This is a genomic window from Streptomyces sp. XY006, assembly GCF_002237655.1.
Lineage (GTDB): Bacteria > Actinomycetota > Actinomycetes > Streptomycetales > Streptomycetaceae > Streptomyces > Streptomyces levis.
In genome coordinates, this window is the sequence record NZ_NOKT01000002.1 from 1 (window position 1) to 20,283 (window position 20,283).

Annotated in this window: 16 protein-coding genes and 2 pseudogenes; 16 read left to right on the forward strand and 2 right to left on the reverse strand. The window is 72.9% G+C overall.

Going from position 1 to position 20,283, the window contains the following annotated elements; genetic code table 11:
* From CHR28_RS02575 to CHR28_RS02595, 5 genes are all read left to right on the forward strand, one after another.
* On the forward strand, positions 1-438 hold a 438-nt coding region (locus CHR28_RS02575; RefSeq protein ID WP_179272295.1), incomplete at its 5' end, for an alpha-glucosidase C-terminal domain-containing protein.
* Complete coding sequence (gene treS, locus CHR28_RS02580; RefSeq protein WP_094051780.1) at positions 435-2,153, forward strand: maltose alpha-D-glucosyltransferase; 1,719 nt, start codon at positions 435-437, stop codon at positions 2,151-2,153. The genes CHR28_RS02575 and treS, both read left to right, overlap by 4 nt.
* A gap of 28 nt (positions 2,154-2,181) precedes the next feature.
* The gene (locus CHR28_RS02585; protein ID WP_094051781.1) at positions 2,182-3,552 is read left to right on the forward strand and encodes a maltokinase N-terminal cap-like domain-containing protein; all 1,371 of its coding nucleotides are present in this window, start codon (positions 2,182-2,184) and stop codon (positions 3,550-3,552) included.
* 3 nt (positions 3,553-3,555) lie between these two features.
* Positions 3,556-5,763: a 1,4-alpha-glucan branching protein GlgB gene (glgB, locus tag CHR28_RS02590; protein WP_094051782.1), complete on the forward strand. Its 2,208-nt coding sequence runs from the start codon at positions 3,556-3,558 to the stop codon at positions 5,761-5,763.
* A gap of 110 nt (positions 5,764-5,873) precedes the next feature.
* The gene (locus tag CHR28_RS02595) at positions 5,874-6,962 is read left to right on the forward strand and encodes a glutamate--cysteine ligase 2 (RefSeq protein ID WP_094051783.1); all 1,089 of its coding nucleotides are present in this window, start codon (positions 5,874-5,876) and stop codon (positions 6,960-6,962) included.
* A gap of 24 nt (positions 6,963-6,986) precedes the next feature.
* Here the strand turns inward: CHR28_RS02595 and CHR28_RS02600 are convergent, their stop codons facing one another.
* The gene (locus CHR28_RS02600; protein WP_094051784.1) at positions 6,987-7,220 is read right to left on the reverse strand and encodes a DUF6480 family protein; all 234 of its coding nucleotides are present in this window, start codon (positions 7,218-7,220) and stop codon (positions 6,987-6,989) included.
* Positions 7,221-7,371: 151 nt separating this feature from the next.
* Here CHR28_RS02600 and CHR28_RS02605 point away from each other — a divergent pair, with 151 nt between their 5' ends.
* Positions 7,372-9,270, forward strand: a complete 1,899-nt coding sequence (locus CHR28_RS02605) for an AMP-dependent synthetase/ligase (protein WP_094051785.1) — start codon at positions 7,372-7,374, stop codon at positions 9,268-9,270.
* A 117-nt stretch (positions 9,271-9,387) separates the two neighbouring features.
* Positions 9,388-9,822 carry an ATP-binding protein gene (locus CHR28_RS02610; protein WP_030244884.1) on the forward strand — a complete coding sequence of 145 codons (435 nt, stop codon included), beginning with the start codon at positions 9,388-9,390 and terminating at the stop codon, positions 9,820-9,822.
* A 55-nt stretch (positions 9,823-9,877) separates the two neighbouring features.
* Here CHR28_RS02610 and CHR28_RS02615 read toward each other — a convergent pair whose 3' ends face one another.
* Entirely contained in the window at positions 9,878-10,249 is a 372-nt protein-coding gene (locus CHR28_RS02615; protein ID WP_094051786.1) for a hypothetical protein, read from the reverse strand.
* A gap of 338 nt (positions 10,250-10,587) precedes the next feature.
* Here CHR28_RS02615 and CHR28_RS02620 point away from each other — a divergent pair, with 338 nt between their 5' ends.
* From CHR28_RS02620 to CHR28_RS02660, 9 genes and pseudogenes are all read left to right on the forward strand, one after another.
* The gene (locus tag CHR28_RS02620; RefSeq protein ID WP_094051787.1) at positions 10,588-10,980 is read left to right on the forward strand and encodes an STAS domain-containing protein; all 393 of its coding nucleotides are present in this window, start codon (positions 10,588-10,590) and stop codon (positions 10,978-10,980) included.
* 276 nt (positions 10,981-11,256) lie between these two features.
* Complete coding sequence (locus CHR28_RS02625) at positions 11,257-12,144, forward strand: STAS domain-containing protein (protein ID WP_094051788.1); 888 nt, start codon at positions 11,257-11,259, stop codon at positions 12,142-12,144.
* A complete protein-coding gene (locus CHR28_RS02630) occupies positions 12,141-12,560 on the forward strand; it encodes an STAS domain-containing protein (protein WP_094051789.1) in 420 nt (139 codons plus the stop codon). Before CHR28_RS02625 ends, CHR28_RS02630 begins: the two co-directional genes overlap by 4 nt.
* Positions 12,560-13,000: an anti-sigma regulatory factor gene (locus CHR28_RS02635; RefSeq protein WP_094051790.1), complete on the forward strand. Its 441-nt coding sequence runs from the start codon at positions 12,560-12,562 to the stop codon at positions 12,998-13,000. Before CHR28_RS02630 ends, CHR28_RS02635 begins: the two co-directional genes overlap by 1 nt.
* A pseudogene (locus tag CHR28_RS02640) lies at positions 13,000-13,422 on the forward strand (anti-sigma regulatory factor); the annotation flags it as partial. The gene CHR28_RS02635 and the pseudogene CHR28_RS02640, both read left to right, overlap by 1 nt.
* 384 nt (positions 13,423-13,806) lie before the next feature.
* Positions 13,807-14,619: pseudogene (locus CHR28_RS38105) on the forward strand (SpoIIE family protein phosphatase); the annotation flags it as partial.
* Entirely contained in the window at positions 14,616-16,340 is a 1,725-nt protein-coding gene (locus tag CHR28_RS02650; RefSeq protein WP_094051791.1) for a PP2C family protein-serine/threonine phosphatase, read from the forward strand. The pseudogene CHR28_RS38105 and the gene CHR28_RS02650, both read left to right, overlap by 4 nt.
* Positions 16,341-16,566: 226 nt before the next feature.
* Complete coding sequence (locus tag CHR28_RS02655; protein ID WP_094051792.1) at positions 16,567-17,937, forward strand: NAD(P)/FAD-dependent oxidoreductase; 1,371 nt, start codon at positions 16,567-16,569, stop codon at positions 17,935-17,937.
* Between the two features lie 87 nt (positions 17,938-18,024).
* Positions 18,025-20,265: an FUSC family protein gene (locus CHR28_RS02660; RefSeq protein WP_094051793.1), complete on the forward strand. Its 2,241-nt coding sequence runs from the start codon at positions 18,025-18,027 to the stop codon at positions 20,263-20,265.
* Positions 20,266-20,283 lie beyond the last annotated feature (18 nt).

Sequence of the window (20,283 nt, forward strand, 5' to 3'; positions counted from 1 at the left end):
TCGGAGAAGTACCAGCTCAGGCCCCGCGACTGGGACACCGCCGAACGCGAGGGCCGCACCATCACCCCCCTGCTCACCCGGCTCAACACCATCCGCCGCGCCCACCCCGCGCTGCACCGGCTCAGGAACCTGCGCTTCCACCACACCGACAATCCCGCGCTCATCGCGTACAGCAAGCGCACCGGATCCGACGTCGTCCTCGTGGTCGCCAACCTCGACCCGCACCACGCCCAGGAGGCCACGGTCTCGCTCGACATGCCGCAACTCGGTCTGGACTGGCACGAGTCGGTGCCGGTGCGCGACGAGCTCACCGGCGAGACCTACCACTGGGGCCGGAACAACTATGTGCGCCTGGAGCCGGGGCGGGCTCCTGCGCATGTGTTCCACGTCCAGTCGCCGCCCGCCGCGCAAGGGAACGGAGGGGCAGGAACGTCATGACCGTGAACGAGCCCGTGCTGGACACCTTCGAGGACACACCCGCCAGGGACCGCGACCCGGAGTGGTTCAAGCGCGCCGTCTTCTACGAGGTGCTCGTCCGCTCCTTCCAGGACAGCAACGGCGACGGCGTCGGTGACCTGAAGGGCCTGACCGCCAAGCTCGACTACCTGCAGTGGCTCGGCGTCGACTGCCTGTGGCTGCCGCCCTTCTTCAAATCGCCCCTGCGCGACGGCGGCTACGACGTCTCCGACTACACGGCCGTGCTGCCTGAGTTCGGCGACCTCGCGGACTTCGTGGAGTTCGTCGACGCCGCCCACCAGCGCGGCATGCGCGTGATCATCGACTTCGTCATGAACCACACCAGCGACCAGCACCCCTGGTTCCAGGAGTCGAGAAAGGACCCCGACGGGCCCTACGGCGACTACTACATGTGGGCCGACGACGACAAGGGCTACCCGGACGCGCGGATCATCTTCGTCGACACCGAGGCCTCGAACTGGACGTTCGACCCGGTGCGCGGCCAGTACTTCTTCCACCGCTTCTTCTCGCACCAGCCCGACCTCAACTACGAGAACCCGCGCGTCCAGGAGGAGATCCTGGCCGCGCTGAAGTTCTGGCTGGACCTCGGCATCGACGGCTTCCGGCTGGACGCGGTGCCGTACCTCTACGCCGCCGAGGACACCAACTGCGAGAACCTGCCCGCCACCCACGCCTTCCTCAAGCGGGTCCGCCGCGAGATCGACGCGCAGTACCCCGACACGGTGCTGCTGGCCGAGGCCAACCAGTGGCCCGAGGACGTCGTCGACTACTTCGGCGACTACGCCACAGGCGGCGACGAGTGCCACATGGCGTTCCACTTCCCGGTCATGCCACGCATCTTCATGGCCGTCCGCCGCGAGTCCCGCTACCCGGTCTCCGAGATCCTCGCCAAGACCCCGGCCATCCCCTCCGGCTGCCAGTGGGGCATGTTCCTGCGCAACCACGACGAGCTGACCCTGGAGATGGTCACCGACGAGGAGCGCGACTACATGTGGGCCGAGTACGCCAAGGACCCGCGGATGCGCGCCAACATCGGCATCCGCAGGCGCCTGGCTCCCCTGCTGGACAACGACCGGCACACGATCGAGCTGTTCACCGCGCTCCTGCTGGCCTTGCCCGGCTCGCCGATCCTCTACTACGGCGACGAGATCGGCATGGGCGACAACATCTGGCTCGGCGACCGCGACGCCGTGCGCACGCCCATGCAGTGGACCCCGGACCGCAACGCGGGCTTCTCCACCTGCGACCCGGGCCGCCTCTTCCTGCCGGCGATCATGGACCCGGTCTACGGGCACCAGGTGACCAACGTCGAGGCGTCGATGTCCTCGCCGTCGTCGCTGCTGCACTGGACCCGCCGCATGATCGAGATCCGCAAGCAGAACCCGGCCTTCGGACTCGGCTCCTACACCGAACTGCCCTCCTCCAACCCCGCGGTGCTCGCCTTCCTGCGGGAGTACGAGGACGACCTGGTGCTCTGCGTGAACAACTTCGCGCGGTTCGCCCAGCCGACCGAGCTGGACCTGCGTGAATTCGCCGGACGCCATCCGGTGGAGCTGTTCGGCGGGGTGCGCTTCCCCGCCATCGGTGAACTTCCCTATCTGCTGACCCTCGGGGGCCACGGCTTCTACTGGTTCCGGCTCACGCGAGTCGCATCCCGCATCGGCCGGCGACTGTGAGCATGCGCCGACGAAAGGAGGCGTGACCATGCCGAAGACCGCATCCCTCCGCCCGACCCTCACGCGCCTGGCCGAGCCCATGGAGTCGCTCGGCCGGCTCCTGCGCGACTGGCTGCCGCGCCAGCGCTGGTTCGCCGGCAAGGACCGGCCCGTCACGGAGCTCGGCCTGCTGTCGATGACCGAGCTCTTCCCGGGCTGTCTGCACCTGCTGGTCCACGCCGGTCACGCGGGCCACACGGGCGTGCCCTCCCCGGGCGGGACTCCCCCGGCGGGCGACTGCTACCAGTTGCTGCTCGGCGTCCGGGAGCACCCCGCGCCCCGGCTCGGCCGGGCGCTCATCGGGCAGGTGCAGGACGGGCCGCTGGCCGGCCTGACCGTGTACGACGCGCTGCACGATCCGCGGTCGGCCCAGCTGCTCCTGGACCGGCTGCGGCACCCGGGCACCGCGGGGCCCCTGCGCTTCGAGTGCGACCCGGACCAGCGGGTGCCCGCCGGGCTGGTGCCGCGCCTGCTGGACGCGGAGCAGTCCAACTCCTCGCTGGTGTACGGCGACGAGTACATCCTGAAGGTCTTCCGGCGCATCCAGCCGGGCGTCAACCCGGACCTGGAGGTGCCGGGGGCGCTGGCCCGGCAGGGCTGTCACCGCGTGCCGGCGCCGGTCGCCTGGTTCCAGACCAAGCACCCGTTCCAGGCCACTCTCGGTGTGCTCCAGCCGTATCTGCGGGACGCCTCCGACGGCTGGACGCTGGCGCTGCACGCGCTGGCCGCCGGGGACGACTTCACGGCCCAGGCGCGGGCGCTGGGCGCCGCCACCGCCGAGGTGCATCTCGCGCTGGCCTCGGCCTTCCCGGTCGGCGCCCCGGGCGAGAACGGGCGCACGGCGTCGGCCATGGTCGAGCGGCTGGACGCCGCCGCGCACTGCGTGCCCGCGCTGCAGCCGTACGTGCCGGGCCTGCGGGCCGCGTTCGCGGCGCTGACCGGCTGCGACGCCGGGCCGCCCGCCCAGCGCATCCACGGCGACCTGCACCTCGGTCAGGTGCTGCGGGCCGGACGCGACTGGTTCGTCATCGACTTCGAGGGCGAGCCGTCCCGGCCGCTCTCCGAACGGCGCAGCGCCCACTCCCCCGTGCGGGACATCGCCGGGATGCTGCGCTCCTTCGACTACGCCGCCCGGCAGCGCCGCCCCTGGCGCCCGGAGTGGGCGCGGCGCTGCCGCGAGGCCTACTGCGCGGGCTATGCCGCCCGCGCCGGCTGGGACCCCCGCAAGAAGCACGGACTGCTCCGGGCCTACGAGACGGACCGGGCCGTGTACGAGGTGCTGTACGAGGCACGGCACCGCCCCGACTGGCTGCCTGTACCGATGGCGGCGATCGAGCGCCTCGCCGTGAGAGGAGACTGAGCCGTGGCCCTGCGAGACACCTCAATCCCGGAGCCGTCCGGCCCGGTCCCGAGCCCGACCGCGCCCGCCCTGAGTGCCGAGGAGCGCGGACGCCTGCTGGCGGGCGCGCACCACGACCCGCACGCGCTGCTGGGCGCCCACCCCGTCCCGGGCGGGGTGGCGTTCCGGGCGCTGCGCCCGTTCGCCCGTGCGGTGAGCGTGGTGATCGACGGGCGGCGCACGGCCCTGGTCTCGGAGGGCGACGGCCTCTTCTCGGGCGTGCTGCCGCTGGCGGAGATCCCCGCGTACACCCTGCACATCGCCTACGAGGAGGGCGAGCAGGAGACGCACGACCCGTACCGCTTCCTGCCCGCGCTCGGCGAGCTCGACCTGCACCTGATCCGCGAGGGCCGGCACGAGCAGCTGTGGCGGGCGCTCGGCGCCGAGCCCATGACCCACGAGGGCGTGACCGGCACGCGGTTCACGGTGTGGGCGCCGAACGCGCAGGGCGTGCGGGTGGCCACGGACTTCACCCACTGGGACGGGACGCAGTTCCCGATGCGCTCGCTGGGCGCGTCCGGTGTGTGGGAGCTGTTCCTGCCGGGCGTCGGCGAGGGCACCCCGTACAAGTTCGAGATCCACTCCCGGTACGGGCACCGCTTCCTCAAAGCCGACCCGATGGCCCGCCGTACCGAGGAGCCGCCCAACACCGCGTCGATCGTGACGGCCTCGCACTACGAGTGGGGCGACGCGGAGTGGATGGCGCACCGGGCGGACCGGCCGGTGCACGAGGCGCCGTTCTCGGTGTACGAGGTGCACCTGGCGTCCTGGCGGCCGGGGCTGACCTACCGGGAGCTCGCCGAGGAACTCCCGCGGTACGTCAAGGACCTGGGCTTCACGCACGTGGAGCTGATGCCCGTCGCGGAGCACCCCTTCCACGGCTCCTGGGGCTACCAGGTCACCGGCTTCTACGCGCCGACGGCACGCCTCGGCACGCCCGACGACTTCCGGTTCTTCGTCGACGCCTGCCACCGGGCGGGCCTCGGCGTGATCATGGACTGGGTGCCGGCGCACTTCCCGAAGGACGACTGGGCGCTGGCCCGGTTCGACGGTGAGCCGCTCTACGAGCCGGGCGACGACCGGCGCGCCGAGCACCCGGACTGGGGCACCTACGAGTTCGACTTCGGCCGCACGGAGGTGCGCAACTTCCTGGTCGCGAACGCCGTGTACTGGTGCGAGGAGTTCCACATCGACGGGCTGCGCGTGGACGCCGTCGCCTCGATGCTCTACCTCGACTACTCGCGCGAGGACGGCCAGTGGGAGCCCAACGCCCACGGCGGCCGGGAGGACCTGGCGGCCATGGCGTTCCTGCAGGAGATGAACGCGACGGTGTACCGGCGGGCCCCGGGCGTGGTCACGATCGCCGAGGAGTCCACCGCCTGGGGCGGGGTGACCCGGCCCACCGACACCGGCGGGCTCGGCTTCGGGCTGAAGTGGAACATGGGGTGGATGCACGATTCGCTGGAGTACATCTCCCACGAGCCGGTGCACCGCAAGTACCACCACCACGAGATGACGTTCTCGATGGTGTACGCCTACAGCGAGAACTACGTCCTGCCGATCTCCCACGACGAGGTCGTGCACGGCAAGCAGGCGCTGGTGACGAAGATGCCGGGCGACTGGTGGCAGCGGCGGGCGAACCTGCGGGCCTATCTCGGCTTCATGTGGGGCCACCCCGGCAAGCAGCTGCTGTTCATGGGGCAGGAGTTCGCGCAGGGAGCCGAGTGGTCGGTGGAGCACGGGCCGGAGTGGTGGCTGCTCGACGAGGGCTACCACTCGGCGGGTGACCACCGGGGCGTGCGCGACCTGGTCCGTGACCTGAACACGGTGTATCTGGCGACGCCCGCGCTGTGGCAGTGCGACACCCGGCCGGAGGGCTTCCGGTGGGTGGCGGTGGACTCGGCCGACGACAACGTCTACGCGTTCCTGCGCTACGACGCCGAGGGCCGCCCGCTGCTGGCGGTGTCGAACTTCTCCCCCGTCGTCCGGCAGGACTACGGCCTGTGGGTCCCGGGCGACGTCGCCGCCTGGCAGGAGACCCTCAACACCGACGACACGCGCTACGGCGGCAGCGGTGTGACCAACCCGGACGCGGTCAAGCCGGAGGACGGTCTGGTCCGGATCACCCTGCCTCCGCTGGCGACGGTGTGGCTGACCCCGTTCACGGGGTGAAGTCCGCCGGGCGCACCAGGTGTCCGACCGGCCTGTGAGGGGCACTGGGGGTCTACCCCCGGGAAAACCCGGTGGTCGACGCTTCGGAGTCTTGGAAGGGCGGGCATCAGGTGCGCACCGTCGGAGTGGAGGAGGAGCTCCTCCTGGTCGATCCGGAGACCGGGGAGCCGCGGGCGCTGTCCGCCGCGGTTCTGGCCCGGGCGGCTCAGGACGACGCGGATCAGGACGTGTTCGAGAAGGAACTCCACGAGCAGATGCTGGAGTTCGCGACACATCCGCAGTCGTCCATGGAGGCCTTGCACGCGGAGATCGTCCGCTGCCGCAAGGAGGCCGCCCGGCACGCCGGGGAGATCGGCTGCACGGTGGCGGCGCTCGCCACCTCGCCGCTGCCGGTCAGTCCGGCCGTCGGGCTGAACCGGCGGTACCAGTGGATGGCGGACCAGTACGGGATCGCCACCCGGGAACAACTGGTCCTGGGCTGTCATGTGCACGTAGCGGTGGAGTCGGACGAGGAGGGGGTCGCCGTCATCGACCGGCTGCGGCCGTGGCTGCCGGTGCTCAGGGCGCTCAGCGCCAACTCGCCGTTCTGGCAGGGCAAGGACACGGGGTACAGCAGTTACCGCAGCCGGGTGTGGCTGCGCTGGCCGTCGGCCGGCCCGACCGAGATCTTCGGCTCGGCCGAGCGGTACCACCGTCTGATCGCGGACATGGTGGCCACGGGGGCCCTCCTCGACGAGGGGATGATCTACTTCGACGCGCGGGTGTCCCCGCGCTACCCGACGGTGGAGCTGCGGGTCGCGGACGTCTGCCTGCACTCCGAGACGCCCGTTCTGATCGCCGCGCTCGTGCGCGGGCTGGTCGAGACGGCGGCGCGCGAGTGGCGCGAGGGCCGGGAGCCAGCGGACCACAGCGTCAGCCTGCTGCGGCTGGCCGACTGGCAGGCCGCCCGCTCCGGGCTGACGGGTGAGCTGCTGCACCCGGCGACCATGCGCCGCATGCCCGCCGAGTCCGTGGTGCGGGCCCTGCTGGAGCACGTCGAGGAGGCCCTCGACGGCACGGGTGACCTGGACCGGGTCCGGGCGGGGTGCGAGGAGCTGCTGCGCGACGGCAACGGCGCGCGGGTGCAGCGCGAGCTGATGGAGCGCACGGGGAGCCTGCGGGACGTCGTCACCGAGTGCGTGCGTCACACGCAGGGCTGAGGCGTCCCGGGGGCCGTCGCCTCCTCAGAGGATCAGGACGAGGGCGTAGGCCAGGAAGAAGGCCGCGATCAGCACCGTGATCACGATGATCACGGCCATCGGCGCCTTGGCCCATCCCTTGGGCGGGTTGTGGGTCTCGCGCGGCAGCGCCTCGGGCATGCTGCTCTCCGCGGGCGGGGTCTCGCCCGGCGGCACACCGCCGCCGGGCTCCAGACCGGTGCTGCGCTCGGGCTCGGGATCCGGACTGTAGTGGCTCATGTCCCCCGGGTCCCCCGATCACGGCGGGATCATCAGCGGACCCACTTCCGTATTTCCCGACCCCGAAGGGTCCCGACTCGACTACATTCGAGCACCGCCGATGACGGTCCCCGTCGGCAGCGTCACACCCCGTACATGTCAGGAGCAGTGCATGCGCGACCTCGCCCTCGCTCCACCGGCCGTCTCGCCCCTGACCGGCGGGCTCGCCGACAGCGTGTTCGAGACGGCGGACCGGGAACCCACCCGGCCGGTGCTCGCCCGCCGTGCCGACCCGGCCTCCGCCGTCTGGGAGGAGGTCACGGCGATCGAGCTGCGCGACCAGGTGGTGGACACGGCCAAGGGCCTGATCGCCGCCGGGATCGCGCCGGGCCACCGGGTCGCCATCATGGCCCGCACCCGCTACGAGTGGACGGTCCTGTGCTACGCGCTGTGGGCGGTGGGGGCCGAGGTCGTGCCCATCTACCCGACCTCCTCGCGCGACCAGGTGGAGTGGATCCTGCGGGACTCCGGCTGCGTGGCCGTGGTGGTCGAGGACGAGCAGGGCGTCATGACCGTCGGCTCGGTGTGCGCGTCGCTGCCGGCGCTGGGACACGTCTGGCAGCTGGACTCGGGCGCGCTGGAGGAGCTGGCGGCGCGCGGCCAGGACGTGCCGATCACCACGGTCGACTCGATGCGCCGCATCGTGCTGCCGGACTCCACGGCCGTCATCGCCTACACCTCCGGCACCACCGGCCACGCCATGGGCTGCGCCCTGAGCCACCGGAACCTGGCCGTCACCTGCGACACGCTGCTGGCCGGCTGGGGGCACACGGCCGCGCCGCGCGGCGAGCAGGGCTCGGTGCTGGCGTTCCTGCCCTTCTCCCACGTGTACGGGCTGATGATCCAGGGGCTGTGCGTACGCGGCGGGCTGCTCATGGGGCACCAGGCGGATCCCGGCGGCGAGGCGCTGTCGGCGGCGCTGCGCTCCTTCCGCCCGACATACTTCTATGCGGTGCCCTCGGTCTTCGAGAAGATCTACAAGAACTTCCTGCGCACCGCGCAGCAGGGGGGTCACGGCGGGCTCTTCGAGCGGGCCGCGCAGACCGCCCGGGACTTCGCCGCCGCCCTGGAGCGCCAGCGGCTGGGCCGGGGCCGCGGACCGGGTTTCGACCTGCGGCTGCAGCACGCTCTGTACGAGCGCACGGTCTACCGCCGGCTGCGGGCCGCGCTCGGCGGACGGGTGCAGCGGGCGACGTCCGGCGGCTCGCCCCTCAGCCGGGACCTGTCGCTGTTCTACGAGGGCATCGGCATCTACGTGCACGACGGGTACGGCCTGACGGAGACCGCCGGCGGGGTGACCATGCAGCCGCTGGGCCGGGAGAAGTCCGGGACCGTCGGGCAGGCGCTGCCGGGCATGGAGATCCGGGTCGCCGAGGACGGCGAGATCCTGGTGCGGGGACCGTCGGTCTTCCAGGGCTACGTCGGCGACGAGGCGGCCACCCGGGCCGCGCTGCGCGGGGGCTGGCTGGCCACCGGGGACCTCGGGCGGCTCGACTCGGAGGGCTATCTGACGATCACGGGCCGCAAGAAGGACATCATCATCACCAGCAGCGGCAAGAGCGTCGCCCCGGCGGCGCTGGAGCAGCGGCTGCGGATGCACCCGCTGATCCACCAGGCGGTGGTGGTGGGCGACAACCGGCCCTGTGTGGGCGCCCTGATCACGCTGGACCCGGAGTTCCTCGCGCACTGGCGGGCCGCGCTGGCCCTGCAGGGCGAGATGCGGGAGGCCAGGGAGGAGAACGCGCTGCGCGAGGAGGTCGCCCGGGCCGTGGCCGCGGCCAACAGCGCCGTGTCGCCCTCGGAGTCGATCCGGGTCTTCCGGGTGCTGCCGGAGCCGTTCGACGTGTCCAACGGGCTGCTGACCCCGTCGATGAAGCTGCGCCGGGACGAGATCGTGCGGCACTGCGCCGGCGAGATCGACGCGATGTACGCCTCGCGCAGGCGCCCCGGGCGGCCGAGCACCCCGGAGGAAGCGGCATACGGGGACGATCCGGACAGTGTGTTCCGTTGAGCAGGCGGCCGGACGCGTAGCCCTCGCGCCCTCGGGAACACGCAACAGTGGCGACGCAAGAGAAAGGACGACAGCCCTGACGACAGCCCTAGCTGACGCCCGGGCCGGAAAGGCGATATGTCAACCGAGCCGCGTGGGGACGACGCCCTGACCTCCGAGGAGATTCCGAGCCGCACGAACAGCTTCGTGGGCGAGCCGCATGATGTGACGGGTGCGCGGCTGGCCGCGGAGGAGTTCCTGCGTGACCTCGCACGCTCCGCACCGCCCTCCGCCCCCGAGTACTGGGACGACATCCTGCTGGTGGTGACGGAACTGGCCGCCAACGCGGTCCAGTACGCGCCGGGGCCGTTCGCGCTGCGTATGCGCCGCACCTTCGACGGCGTGCACGTGGTGCTGCACGACACCAGCACCACCGAGCCGGCCCCCCGCCCCTTCGATCCGCGCAGCGGTGGCGGCGGCATCGGCTGGCATCTGATCCACACCCTGTGCGACCAGGTGAGCGTGGTGACCGACGAGCGGGGCAAGGACGTCCACGTCTTCCTGCCCTGGTGAACCCTCCGGCCCGGTGGGCCGCGAGCGGCACGGGCGCGGGGCGCCCGTGCCCGGCTCAGACCGAGGTCGTCTCGCGCGGGGGCAGCCGGTCGTAGTAGTCACCCACGGCCCGCAGATACTGCTGGTCCCGCGTCTCGCTGTCCGTCTGGAAGCGAGGAGCCGCCTTGGCGTCCGCCCTGGTGCAGGCCAGTGTGACCTTCCGGGCCTGCGCGTCGACGCCGGTGACGACCCCGGCCGGCACCAGGACGCTGCGGCCGAACACCCAGACGCCCGTGTCGACGACCAGGTGCCGCAGGCCGTGCGGAGCGGCCTCCCGGTCCACGTGCCCGATCGTGCCGTCGGCCGCGGCGACGGTGAAACCGGTCAGGTCCTGCCCCTCGACGTGACCGCTGTCCGGCGCGTACGACCAGATTCTGTCGATGGTCACGCTGCTCCATCCTCCCTGACGGTGTGCGGATCGCTCGAAATCCGGCGGGCGGACGGCCGCCCGCCCTGCTCCACAGCAGCAAATACCCTTCTGCCGCACGCGCATTCGGCGTACCCGTGTACCGGTGCGCGGGAACGTGATCCGGGCGGGATTCGGATCGGGGGGCATGGGGTGCGGTTTCCGGGGTAATCGCGGGGGCGCGGTGGAAACGGAGCCCGACAGCGAAGGGAGGCACATGAGAAACCGCAGTCGAGCCCGCGACACGACCGGCGTCGCCCCGCACCGCGGTCACCCCCGGAGGTGACCAGCCCAGGCCGTAGCACTTGTTGGAGGTACCCGTGCCCCTCGCCCAGAACCCGCTGTCCGTGGAAGTCGAACTGCCCCGGGAGGACGTGGCCCTGATCACGGTCTCCGGCTACCTGGACGTCGACACCGCGACCGAGTTCCAGGCCCATCTGGCCAACCAGCTCCACCACGGCCGACGGCACTTCCTGCTCGATCTCTCGGCCGTCCCGTTCATGGACTCGTCCGGGATGAACATCATCCTGCGGGTGTACCAGGAGACCCGGGGCGACTCCGGCAGCGTGCACGTCATCCAGCCGACGCCGGCCGTGCGGCGCATCCTCGACCTGACCGGTGTGAGCATCACGGTGCCGATATCGGAGAACGTGGAGGAGGCCCTGGCCCGCGTCGACGCGGGGCCGGTGGTGCCGGAGGAGCCGCAGGCGTAGAGCGCCCGACCCCGGGGGCGTACCCGGGCCCGGCGCCGGTGCGGAACCGGCCGGCCGGTGCCCTGGCTGCGCCCTGCCCGCACGGTGGTTCACCCCCCTCGCACGCCGGGTGACGGCGCTGCCCGGCCGCCGTCACCCGGACCGGACCGCTTGCGCCGGATCCGGTGTCGTACGAGGTCGGCGCATGGTTAGAGTTGTCGCCCGGCAAGTGTCACATCGCCGTTCTCGTTGCCAGAAGCGGGCTCGGTCGACGAACGCGGATGAGGAGAGAACCAGGTGCCGGAGCACGAAGCGGACGGACAGCTCGCCACGCCGACGCACGAGGTGCGGGACTTTCTGCACCGGCGGCGTGAACAGATCGCCCAGCGGTGGGCGGACGAGCCGTTGTTCCGCACCGTGTTCACCGTCTCGCGCGACGAGGCGGTGGAGGCGGGCAAGGCCGTCGTCGACGCACTCGCCCAGGTGGCCGACTCGGACCGGGTGGAGGACCCGGACGCCGCCGGCTTCAGCGGGGTCCGCGAACAGCTGGCCCGCATGGGCGCGGCCCGCTCCCGCGCCGGGCTGTCCAACACCCAGGTCTCCAGTGAGCTGGCCGCCCTGCGGCCGCCCGTGGAGAACATGCTGGCCGCCGATCTGGAGCAGGCTCCGCCCGAGCACCTGCGGGCGTGTTCCACCACCCTGACGGTGCTGATGGGCACGCTGCGGCTGGTGGCCATGCAGACGGCGCTGAGCGAGTGGCAGGCGCTCAGCGACCGGCAGCGGATGCAGCTGCTGGAGGTGGCCACGCCGGTCATCCGGCTGTGGGACGGCATCGTGGCCGTGCCGCTGATCGGGACGCTCGACAGCGCCCGCAGCCAGGTGGTGATGGAGACGCTGCTGAACGCCGTCGTCGACCAGCACGCCCGGTTCGCGATCCTCGACATCACCGGCGTCCCGACGGTCGACTCGCTGGTGGCGCAGCACCTGATGAAGACGGTGGCGGCGGCGCGGCTGATGGGCGCCGAGTGCATCGTCTCCGGCATCCGGCCCGCCATCGCGCAGACCATGGTCCATCTCGGTCTCGACCTGGACGTCCTCACCCGCGCGAGTCTCTCGGACGCGCTGGGTTACGCGCTGCACCAGCTCGGGGCGGACATCGTGAACCCGGGTGCGGGTCAGCGGTGAGCGACGCCAGCCCCCGACCCGTCCCGGGCCAGGTGCCGGTACTCCGGCTCGGGGACGTCCTGCTGGTCACGCTCCAGGGGGACCTGCACGACAGCACGGCACAGCAGCTCCAGCAGGACCTCGCGGAGACCATCTCCCGCACCGGGGTCCGCGGTGTCCTCATCGACATCTCCGGCGTGGAGATCGTCGACTCCTTCCTCGGCCGGGTGCTGGCCGAGATCGCCGCGCAGGCCAAGCTGCTGGCCGCGCGGACCGTGGTGGCGGGCATGCGTCCGGCGGTCGCCATCACCCTGGTGGAGCTGGGCCTGACCCTGCCGGGGCTGAGCACGGCGCTCAGCACGGAGGCGGGCATGCGGCTCCTCACGCAGCACTCGCCGGTGCCCGGTGCCGGCGGCCCGCGTCAGGAGAGTCCGTGATGCACACTGCCGCGGGCGTCGAGGCCTGCCTGCCCATCCGGTCCGACATGGACCTGGTGTGGGTGCGCCAGCACGTACGGCAGGCCGCTGCCCTGCTCGGCTTCGGTCTGGTGGAGCAGACCAAGCTGATCACCGCCGCCAGCGAGCTGGCCCGCAACACCCTCGTGCACGGCGGGGGCGGACAGATGGAGGCGACCCGGGTCAGCAGCGGGGGCGCGCAGGGGCTGCGGCTGTCCTTCAGCGACGAGGGGCCCGGCATCGCCGACCTCGACCTGGCGCTCAGCGACGGCTACACCTCCGGCGGCGGTCTGGGCATGGGGCTGAGCGGCGCCCGGCGCCTTGTGCACGAGTTCGACATCGACAGCACGCCCGGCGCCGGGACGACGGTGCGGGTGACGTGCTGGGTGGCCCAGCCGCCGCGGCCCCGTGAGGAGGCCTGATGCCGCGCGTGTGGGACATCCCGGTACGCGACTCGACCCGGGTGCGCGACGCGCGGGTGGCGGCGGAGCAGGCGGCCGCGCTGGCCGGGCTCGACGAGCGCCGGACGGCGGCCGCGGCGCTGGTCGCGACCGAGCTCGCCACCAATCTGCTCAAGCACGCGGAGGGCGGGCAGGTGCTGATCGACCTCGTGGACCCGCCCGTGCTGCGGGACGTGGGTGAGGAGCCCCGCCTGGTGCAGATCGCCGCGATCGACCACGGCCCGGGCATCCAGGACGTGCCCGCCGCGCTGCGCGACGGTTTCTCCACGACCCGATCGCTCGGCGCGGGTCTCGGCACGTGCCTGCGCCTCGCCGACGACTTCGGCCTGCACAGCACGCCCGGCCGCGGCACGGTGGCGGTGGCACGCGTCGGCTCGACGCCGGCCGGCGCTGTCGTGCCGGCCGGTACGACGGCCTCCGCGTGGGCCGGCGAGGGCGTGGCGGCCGGTCCCCTCGCCCCGGGCGGCGGCCCCTGGACGGGGCCGGACGGCCCGGCCGCCCAGGACGGCCCGTGGCCGGACGGCGCCCCACACGCCACCCGGGCTCCGCTCGCGGCCGTGGCCTGCGGCGCCCTGACGGGTCACGCCGGCGCACCCGCCCCCGCCGGGCGGGACGAGCCCGCCTCCTCCCCACCGGCACCCCGGAACGATCCGACACCGACCGACTCCACCGGCCCCCTGCGGACCGGCACAGCGCCGGTCGCAGCGGGGTCCGGTTCAGAGGAGTTCGGTACCGCCGGGTCCGCTGCCGCGGGGGCCGGTGGCGCAGGGGCCGCGCGGGCCGATGCCGCAGGCGCCGCTGCCGTCGGGTCCGGTGTCGCAGGCGCCGGTGTCGGCGCGGCACCGCTCCGGTATGCCGGTGGCCCCCATCCCGCTTCCGGGGCGCCGGGTCGTCTCCCCTCGGAGACCGGCGGCGCGGTCGGGCGTGCGGTGGGCGAGGTGCCGGCGGGCGAACGGTCCGGGGCGCTTGCCCGTGTGCGGGCCGGCGGTGTGAACATCCCCTACGGCGGGGCCGAGTACTCGGGTGACGCCTGGACGTGGGTGCGGGCCGGGGACCGGGTCACCCTGATGCTCGCGGACGGGCTGGGACACGGGCCGGAGGCCGCCCGGGCCTCCTCCGCCGCCGTCGCTGCGCTGCACCGGTGGGCCCACCTCTCCCCCGCCGAGGCGCTGCGCCACCTCCACGACGCGCTGCGGGGCACCCGCGGCGCGGCCGTGGCCCTGGCCCAGCTCGACCTGCGGGCGGGCCGGCTCAGGTTCGCCGGCATAGGGAACGTCGCAGGGCGGCTGCGCGCGGACGGCACCTGGCGGCACCTGCTGTCGCGGCCCGGCATCGTCGGCGTCCACCGGCCCACCACCCTCCGCGAGGAGGAGGCCGGCTGGGCGGACGACCGGATGCTCATCCTGCACACCGACGGCCTGCCCAGCCGCTGGACGCCGCCGTCCGACCCCGGGGCGCCCGCGGCCGACCCGGCCGTGACGGCCGCCGTGACGATACGTGACGCGAGCAGTCCCGCCCGGCCGGTGCGGGACGACACCGCCGTGGCCGTGCTGACTCCCACCCCGCCGGAACGCCCATGATGCGCACTTGGCAGATCACCACCGTCACCGACGCGGCACGCGCCCGGATCGCCCTCGCGCGCCTGGCCGCCGCCTACGGTGTGCCCACCCTCGAACGGACCCGGCTCGCCGCCGGCCTCAGCGCCCATCTGCGGCAGTGCCTCACCAAGGGCGGCACCTGGCGACTCACCCTGAACCTCGCCGGCTCGCCCGCCGAGGAAGGGCTGCTGCACGCCGTGGTAACCCCCTCCCCGGAGGCGTGTGCGGCCGGGGAGCCGCCCTGGGAGGTCACCGTCCCCTGCCCCGAGGCGGCCGAGGCGACGGACGCCGGCTCGGTCGCCGAGGACCCCGCGGCCCTCGCCGAGGCGCTGCTCGGCGCCGACGAGGACACCGCCGTCGTGCTGGACAAGCTCGGTGAGCAGGAGGACCTGGTCGCCTTCCACCGGGAGGAACTGCACCAGACCAACCAGGGCGTGCTGGCGCTGCACGCCGAGCTGGACGCGGCCGGACGGGCGCAGCGCGAGGCCTTCGCCGCCGAGCGCAGCGCCCGCAACGAGGCGGAGAGCGCCCGGCGCAGGCTGACGTTCCTCGCGGACGCGAGCGCCGTGCTGACGGCCTCCCTCAATCACGAGGAGATCGTGCGCCGGCTGCCGGAGCTGCTGGTGCCCGAGTACGCGAGCAGCGTCGACGTCTGGCTGTTCGACGAGGACGACAAGCGCCGGTCGACGCCGCATCCGGCCGCCGCGGTGCTCGCCGCGCGCACCGGGCGGCCCCAGTACGCGGCCGATCACCCGGGCAACCTGCCCGGCGTCGACGACCAGCCGCCGTCGGCGCTGGACCCCGGCAGGCCGCTGCTGTGCGTGCCGCTGCCGACCCGGCGGGCCCCGCTGGGCGTGCTGACGCTGTCACCGCCCGGTGCGCGCTGGGACCCCGACGACGCGGTGATGCTGATCGAGCTCACCCGGCGGGCCAGCATCGCCATCGACAACGCCCGCCGTTTCGAGCACAACCGCGACATCGCCGAGACGCTGCAGCGGGCCCTGCTCACGGACCTGCCGGCCACGCCCGGCCTCAGTCTGGCCGCGCGGTACCTGCCCGCCACGCACGGGCTGAACATCGGCGGTGACTGGTACGACGCGTTCCCGCAGCGCGACGGCGGGCTCATCACCGTCATCGGCGACGTGACCGGGCACGGTCTGCACGCGGCGGTGATGATGAGCCAGCTGCGCACCGCGCTGCGGGCGTACGCCGTCGACGGTGACAGCCCGGGCCGGCTGCTGACCCGGCTGCACCGCTTCCTGCACCATCTGCAGCCCGATCTGTACGCCACGGCCGTCATCGCCCGGTTCCACCCCGACGAGCCCACACTGACCTGGGCGGCCGCGGGTCATCCGCCGCCGGTGCTGCGCCTGGCCGACGGCACCGTGCGCACCCTCGACGCCAAGCCCGGTGCGATGCTCGGCATCCCCCTCACCCAGGAGATCGCCGACCACACGGTGCAGCTGACGCCGGGTTCGACGCTCGCGCTGTACACGGACGGGCTGGTGGAGCGGCGCGCGCAGGGCATAGACCCGGGGATCGAGCGGCTGGCCGCGGCCCTGGGACGGTTCGGCTCGGCGGAGCTGGACGCGGATCTGGAGGGCTCGGCGGACCGGATCCTGCATCCGCTGCTGAGCGACTCCGAGCGCGACGACGACGTGTGCCTGCTGCTGTGCCACGTGCGGGGCGACGCCGCGACCTGACGGGCCCTCGCCCGGGGGCTCACCCGGCGGTGTGCGCGCGTTCTTCACTCCCACCCGGTGCTTTTCGGCCACCGGACGGGCATGGTGGTGATCGACGCGTTCGTCTGCCTGCCACGTCCGGCTGGCGTCCCGGCCGGAGACGGGGTGGGATCGAAAGGGTGCGAACCGGCGATCCAGGGGCAGGCGAAAGGCGTTCGAGGCAGACCGCCTGGAGCCGCAGAAAGGGATGAACACCGTGACACGACCCAGGATCCTGGTGGTTGGCGCAGGCTTCGCCGGCGTGGAGTGCGTCCGCCGTCTGGAACGGAAACTCTCCCCGGACGAGGCCGACGTCACTCTGGTGACGCCCTTCGCCTACCAGCTCTATCTTCCGCTGCTCCCCCAGGTCGCCTCCGGCGTGCTGACGCCGCAGTCGATCGCCGTCTCCCTGCGCCGCAGCAAGAAGTACCGCACGCGGATCATTCCGGGCGGCGCCATCGGCGTCGACCTGAAATCGAAGGTGTGCGTCATCCGCACCATCACCGACGAGATCGTCGACGAGCCGTACGACTACATCGTGCTGGCGCCCGGCAGCATCACCCGGACCTTCGACATCCCGGGCCTGACGGAGCACGCCTTCGGGATGAAGACGCTCGCCGAGGCGGCGTACATCCGGGACCACGTCATCTCCCAGCTGGACCTGGCCGACGCGAGCCAGGACCCCCAGGAGCGGGCCTCGCGGCTGCAGTTCGTGGTGGTCGGCGGCGGCTACGCGGGCACCGAGACCGCGGCCTGCCTGCAGCGGCTGACGCACGCGGCCGTCAAGCGCTACCCGCGGCTGGACCCGGGGCTGATCAAGTGGCACCTGATCGACATCGCGCCCAAGCTCATGCCGGAGCTCGGCGAGAAGCTCGGCCGCAGCGCGCAGGAGATCCTGCAGCGGCGCGGCATCGAGATCTCCCTGGGCACCTCCATCGCGAAGGCGGGCCCCGAGGAGGTCACCTTCACCGACGGGCGGGTGATCCCGACCCGCACGCTCATCTGGACCGCCGGTGTCGTCGCCAGCCCGCTGATCGCCACCCTGGGCGCGGAGACCGTCAAGGGCCGGCTCGCGGTCGCCGCCGAGATGAACCTGCCCGGCTGCGACGGCGTGTTCGCGCTCGGCGACTCGGCCGCCGTGCCCGACCTGGCCAAGGGCGACGGGGCCATGTGCCCGCCGACCGCGCAGCACGCGCTGCGCCAGGGCAGGCACGTCGCCGACAACGTCATCGCCTCGCTGCGCGGGCAGTCGATGACGCCGTACGTCCACAAGGACCTGGGACTCGTGGTCGACCTCGGCGGCACCGACGCGGTGTCCAAGCCGCTGGGCATCGAGCTGCGCGGCCTGCCCGCCCAGGCCGTCGCCCGCGGGTACCACTGGTCGGCGCTGCGCACCAACGTCGCCAAGACCCGGGTGATGACCAACTGGCTGCTGAACGCGGTCGCCGGTGACGACTTCGTACGGACGGGGTTCCAGGCGCGCAAGCCGGCGCGGCTGAAGGACTTCGAGTACACCGACGCCTACCTGACGCCGGAGCAGGTGCGGGCGCATGTCGCGGGGGCCGGACGGCAGGAGTAGTCCCCGGCCCGGGCGGAGGCTGCCGCTCGTGGCATGACATGCTGAGGTGCGGATCTTGGTGTGTGAGTCGGGAGAGAGTGCGGCGGCGTGAGGGCAGCGGGACACTCGGTGCGGACACGGCTGCGGGACCGGATCGCGGCGTCCGATCCGGGGCTGCTGCGCCTGACGGCCGGGCTTCGGACGGTCGGCGCGATCGCCCTCACGCTCGCCGTGCTCTCCCTGCTGGGGACCGACGTGCCCCATCTGGTGGCGGGAGCCATGGCGGCCATGGTCGCCACCTTCGCCATTCGGGAGAAGCAGCCGGGCGCCCAGGCCGTGACGCTGGCGCTGGGACTGCCGGTGGCGCTGGCCTCCGTGAGTCTGAGCGCCGTGCTCGGCGAGCGCCGGGTCGTCGGTGACGCGTTCTTCGTCGTCCTGATCTTCTGCGCGGTCTACGGCCGCCGGTTCGGCGACCGGGGCACCGCGCTCGGGCTGATCGCCTTCCAGGTCTACTTCCTGTCCCTGTTCGTCGGCGCCACCGTCTCCGCGCTGCCCGGCCTGTACGGCGCCATCACGGTGGCCTTCGCCTCCAGTGCCGTGCTGCGGTTCGCGGTGGTGCCCGCGACGCCCGCGGGCGTCCTGGTGCGGCTGCGCCTGGCCTTCCGGGCCCGGCTGGCCCAGCTGGTGTCCGCGCAGCTCGACCTCCTCGACGCCGGCGAGGACGACATGGACAAGGCGCTGCAGGCCGTGCGCGAGGGCACCGCGCGGCTCCACGAGACCGCCATGATGATCCAGGGACGGCTGGAGGAGGGCACCCCGGACGAGTCGGCGGCGCGTCTGGTGCAGCGCCGGATCGCGGACGCCGAGATCGCCGCCGAGCGGCTCGGCCTGCTGCTGCTGTCGGCCCGCACCGCCGAACGGGCCGACACGCTCACCCTGCACCTGCCGGGCGCTCCGGCCCCGGCGGTGGCCGTGCCGGCCGTTCCCGACGAGTCCTTCGCCACGCTGCGCCGGGATCTGCGGGCGCTGCACACGCTGGTGCTGCGGGCCGGCGACGACTCGGGCACCGCGCTGGCGCACGTGCGCAACCGGCTCCTCGGCTACCGGGACGAGGAGAACCTGCCGCCCGCCTCGGCCGCCGTGCAGGACGTCTTCCGCGGCATCGGTGAGGCGGCCCGGGCGGTGCTGGGGCTGCGGATCGCCCTGGACGGCCCGCAGGACGAGTCCGACGACTCCCCCGCCACCGCCCGTTCCCGCGAGGAGCTGGACGCCGAGGAGGCCGCGCTCGACGGTGGCGCCGAGGAACCGGCGCAGGAGGAGCAGACGGGACTGCGGCGCCCCACCACGCGGGCGGCCGTGCAGGTGGCGGTCGGTTCCTCCCTGGCCATCGCGGGCGGCGAGCTGCTGTCCACGCAGCGCTGGTACTGGGCGGTGCTGACGTGCTGGATCGTCTTCATCAACACGTCCTCGACGGGCGAGATCCTGGTCAAGGGATACCGGCGGCTGCTGGGCACGGTCTTCGGCGTCGTGGCGGGCATCGCGCTGGCCGGGCTGGTCGGGCAGCACACGGTGACGGCGTTCGCCCTGGTGCTGGTGCTGATCTTCGCGATGTTCTACACGGCGCCGCTGTCGTACACGCTGATGTCGTTCTTCGTCACGGCGATGCTGGGGCTGCTGTACACCCTGCTGCACACCTACAGCTACGACGTGCTGGTGCTGCGGATCGAGGAGACGGCGATCGGCGCCGTGTGCGGCGTGGTCGCGGCGGCGCTGGTGCTGCCGGTGCAGACGGACCGGCGGACGAACGAGCTGCTGGTGACGGTGCTGGACCGGCTGGCCGAGGTGGCGGAGGCCGCGGTCGGGCAGCTCAGCGGCGGTCCCGCCGACGACCTGCTGGACAAGGCGCGCGACCTGGACCAGGCGCTGGCCGACCTGCGGGCCGCCACCCAGCCGTTGACCCATCCGGTCACGCCGCTGCGGGCCCGGCGGGACACGGCCCGTTATGTGGTGGCCCTGCTGGAGACGTGCGCGTACCACGCGCGGACGCTGGCGGCCACCGCCGAGCTGCTGCCCACGCATCCGTCGATCGCGGCGGATCCGCGGCTGCGCGGGGCGGCCGGGCGCACCGTGCGCAACATCCGGGCCATCGCGGCCCGGGTCGCCGACGAGCACGCCGGGACGAAGGCCGAGACCGGCCCGAGCATCGCCTCGCTGCTGGGCTCCGACGCCGGGACGCCGCGCTACGGGCGCATCACCGACCGCGTGCTGCGGCATCTGGAGCGGCTGGACGAGGCCGTGGCCGGTCTCGCCCGGCCGCTGGGCGTGCCCGTGGAGACGCCCGGGAGGTGAGCGCCGGGAGGGGCGGCG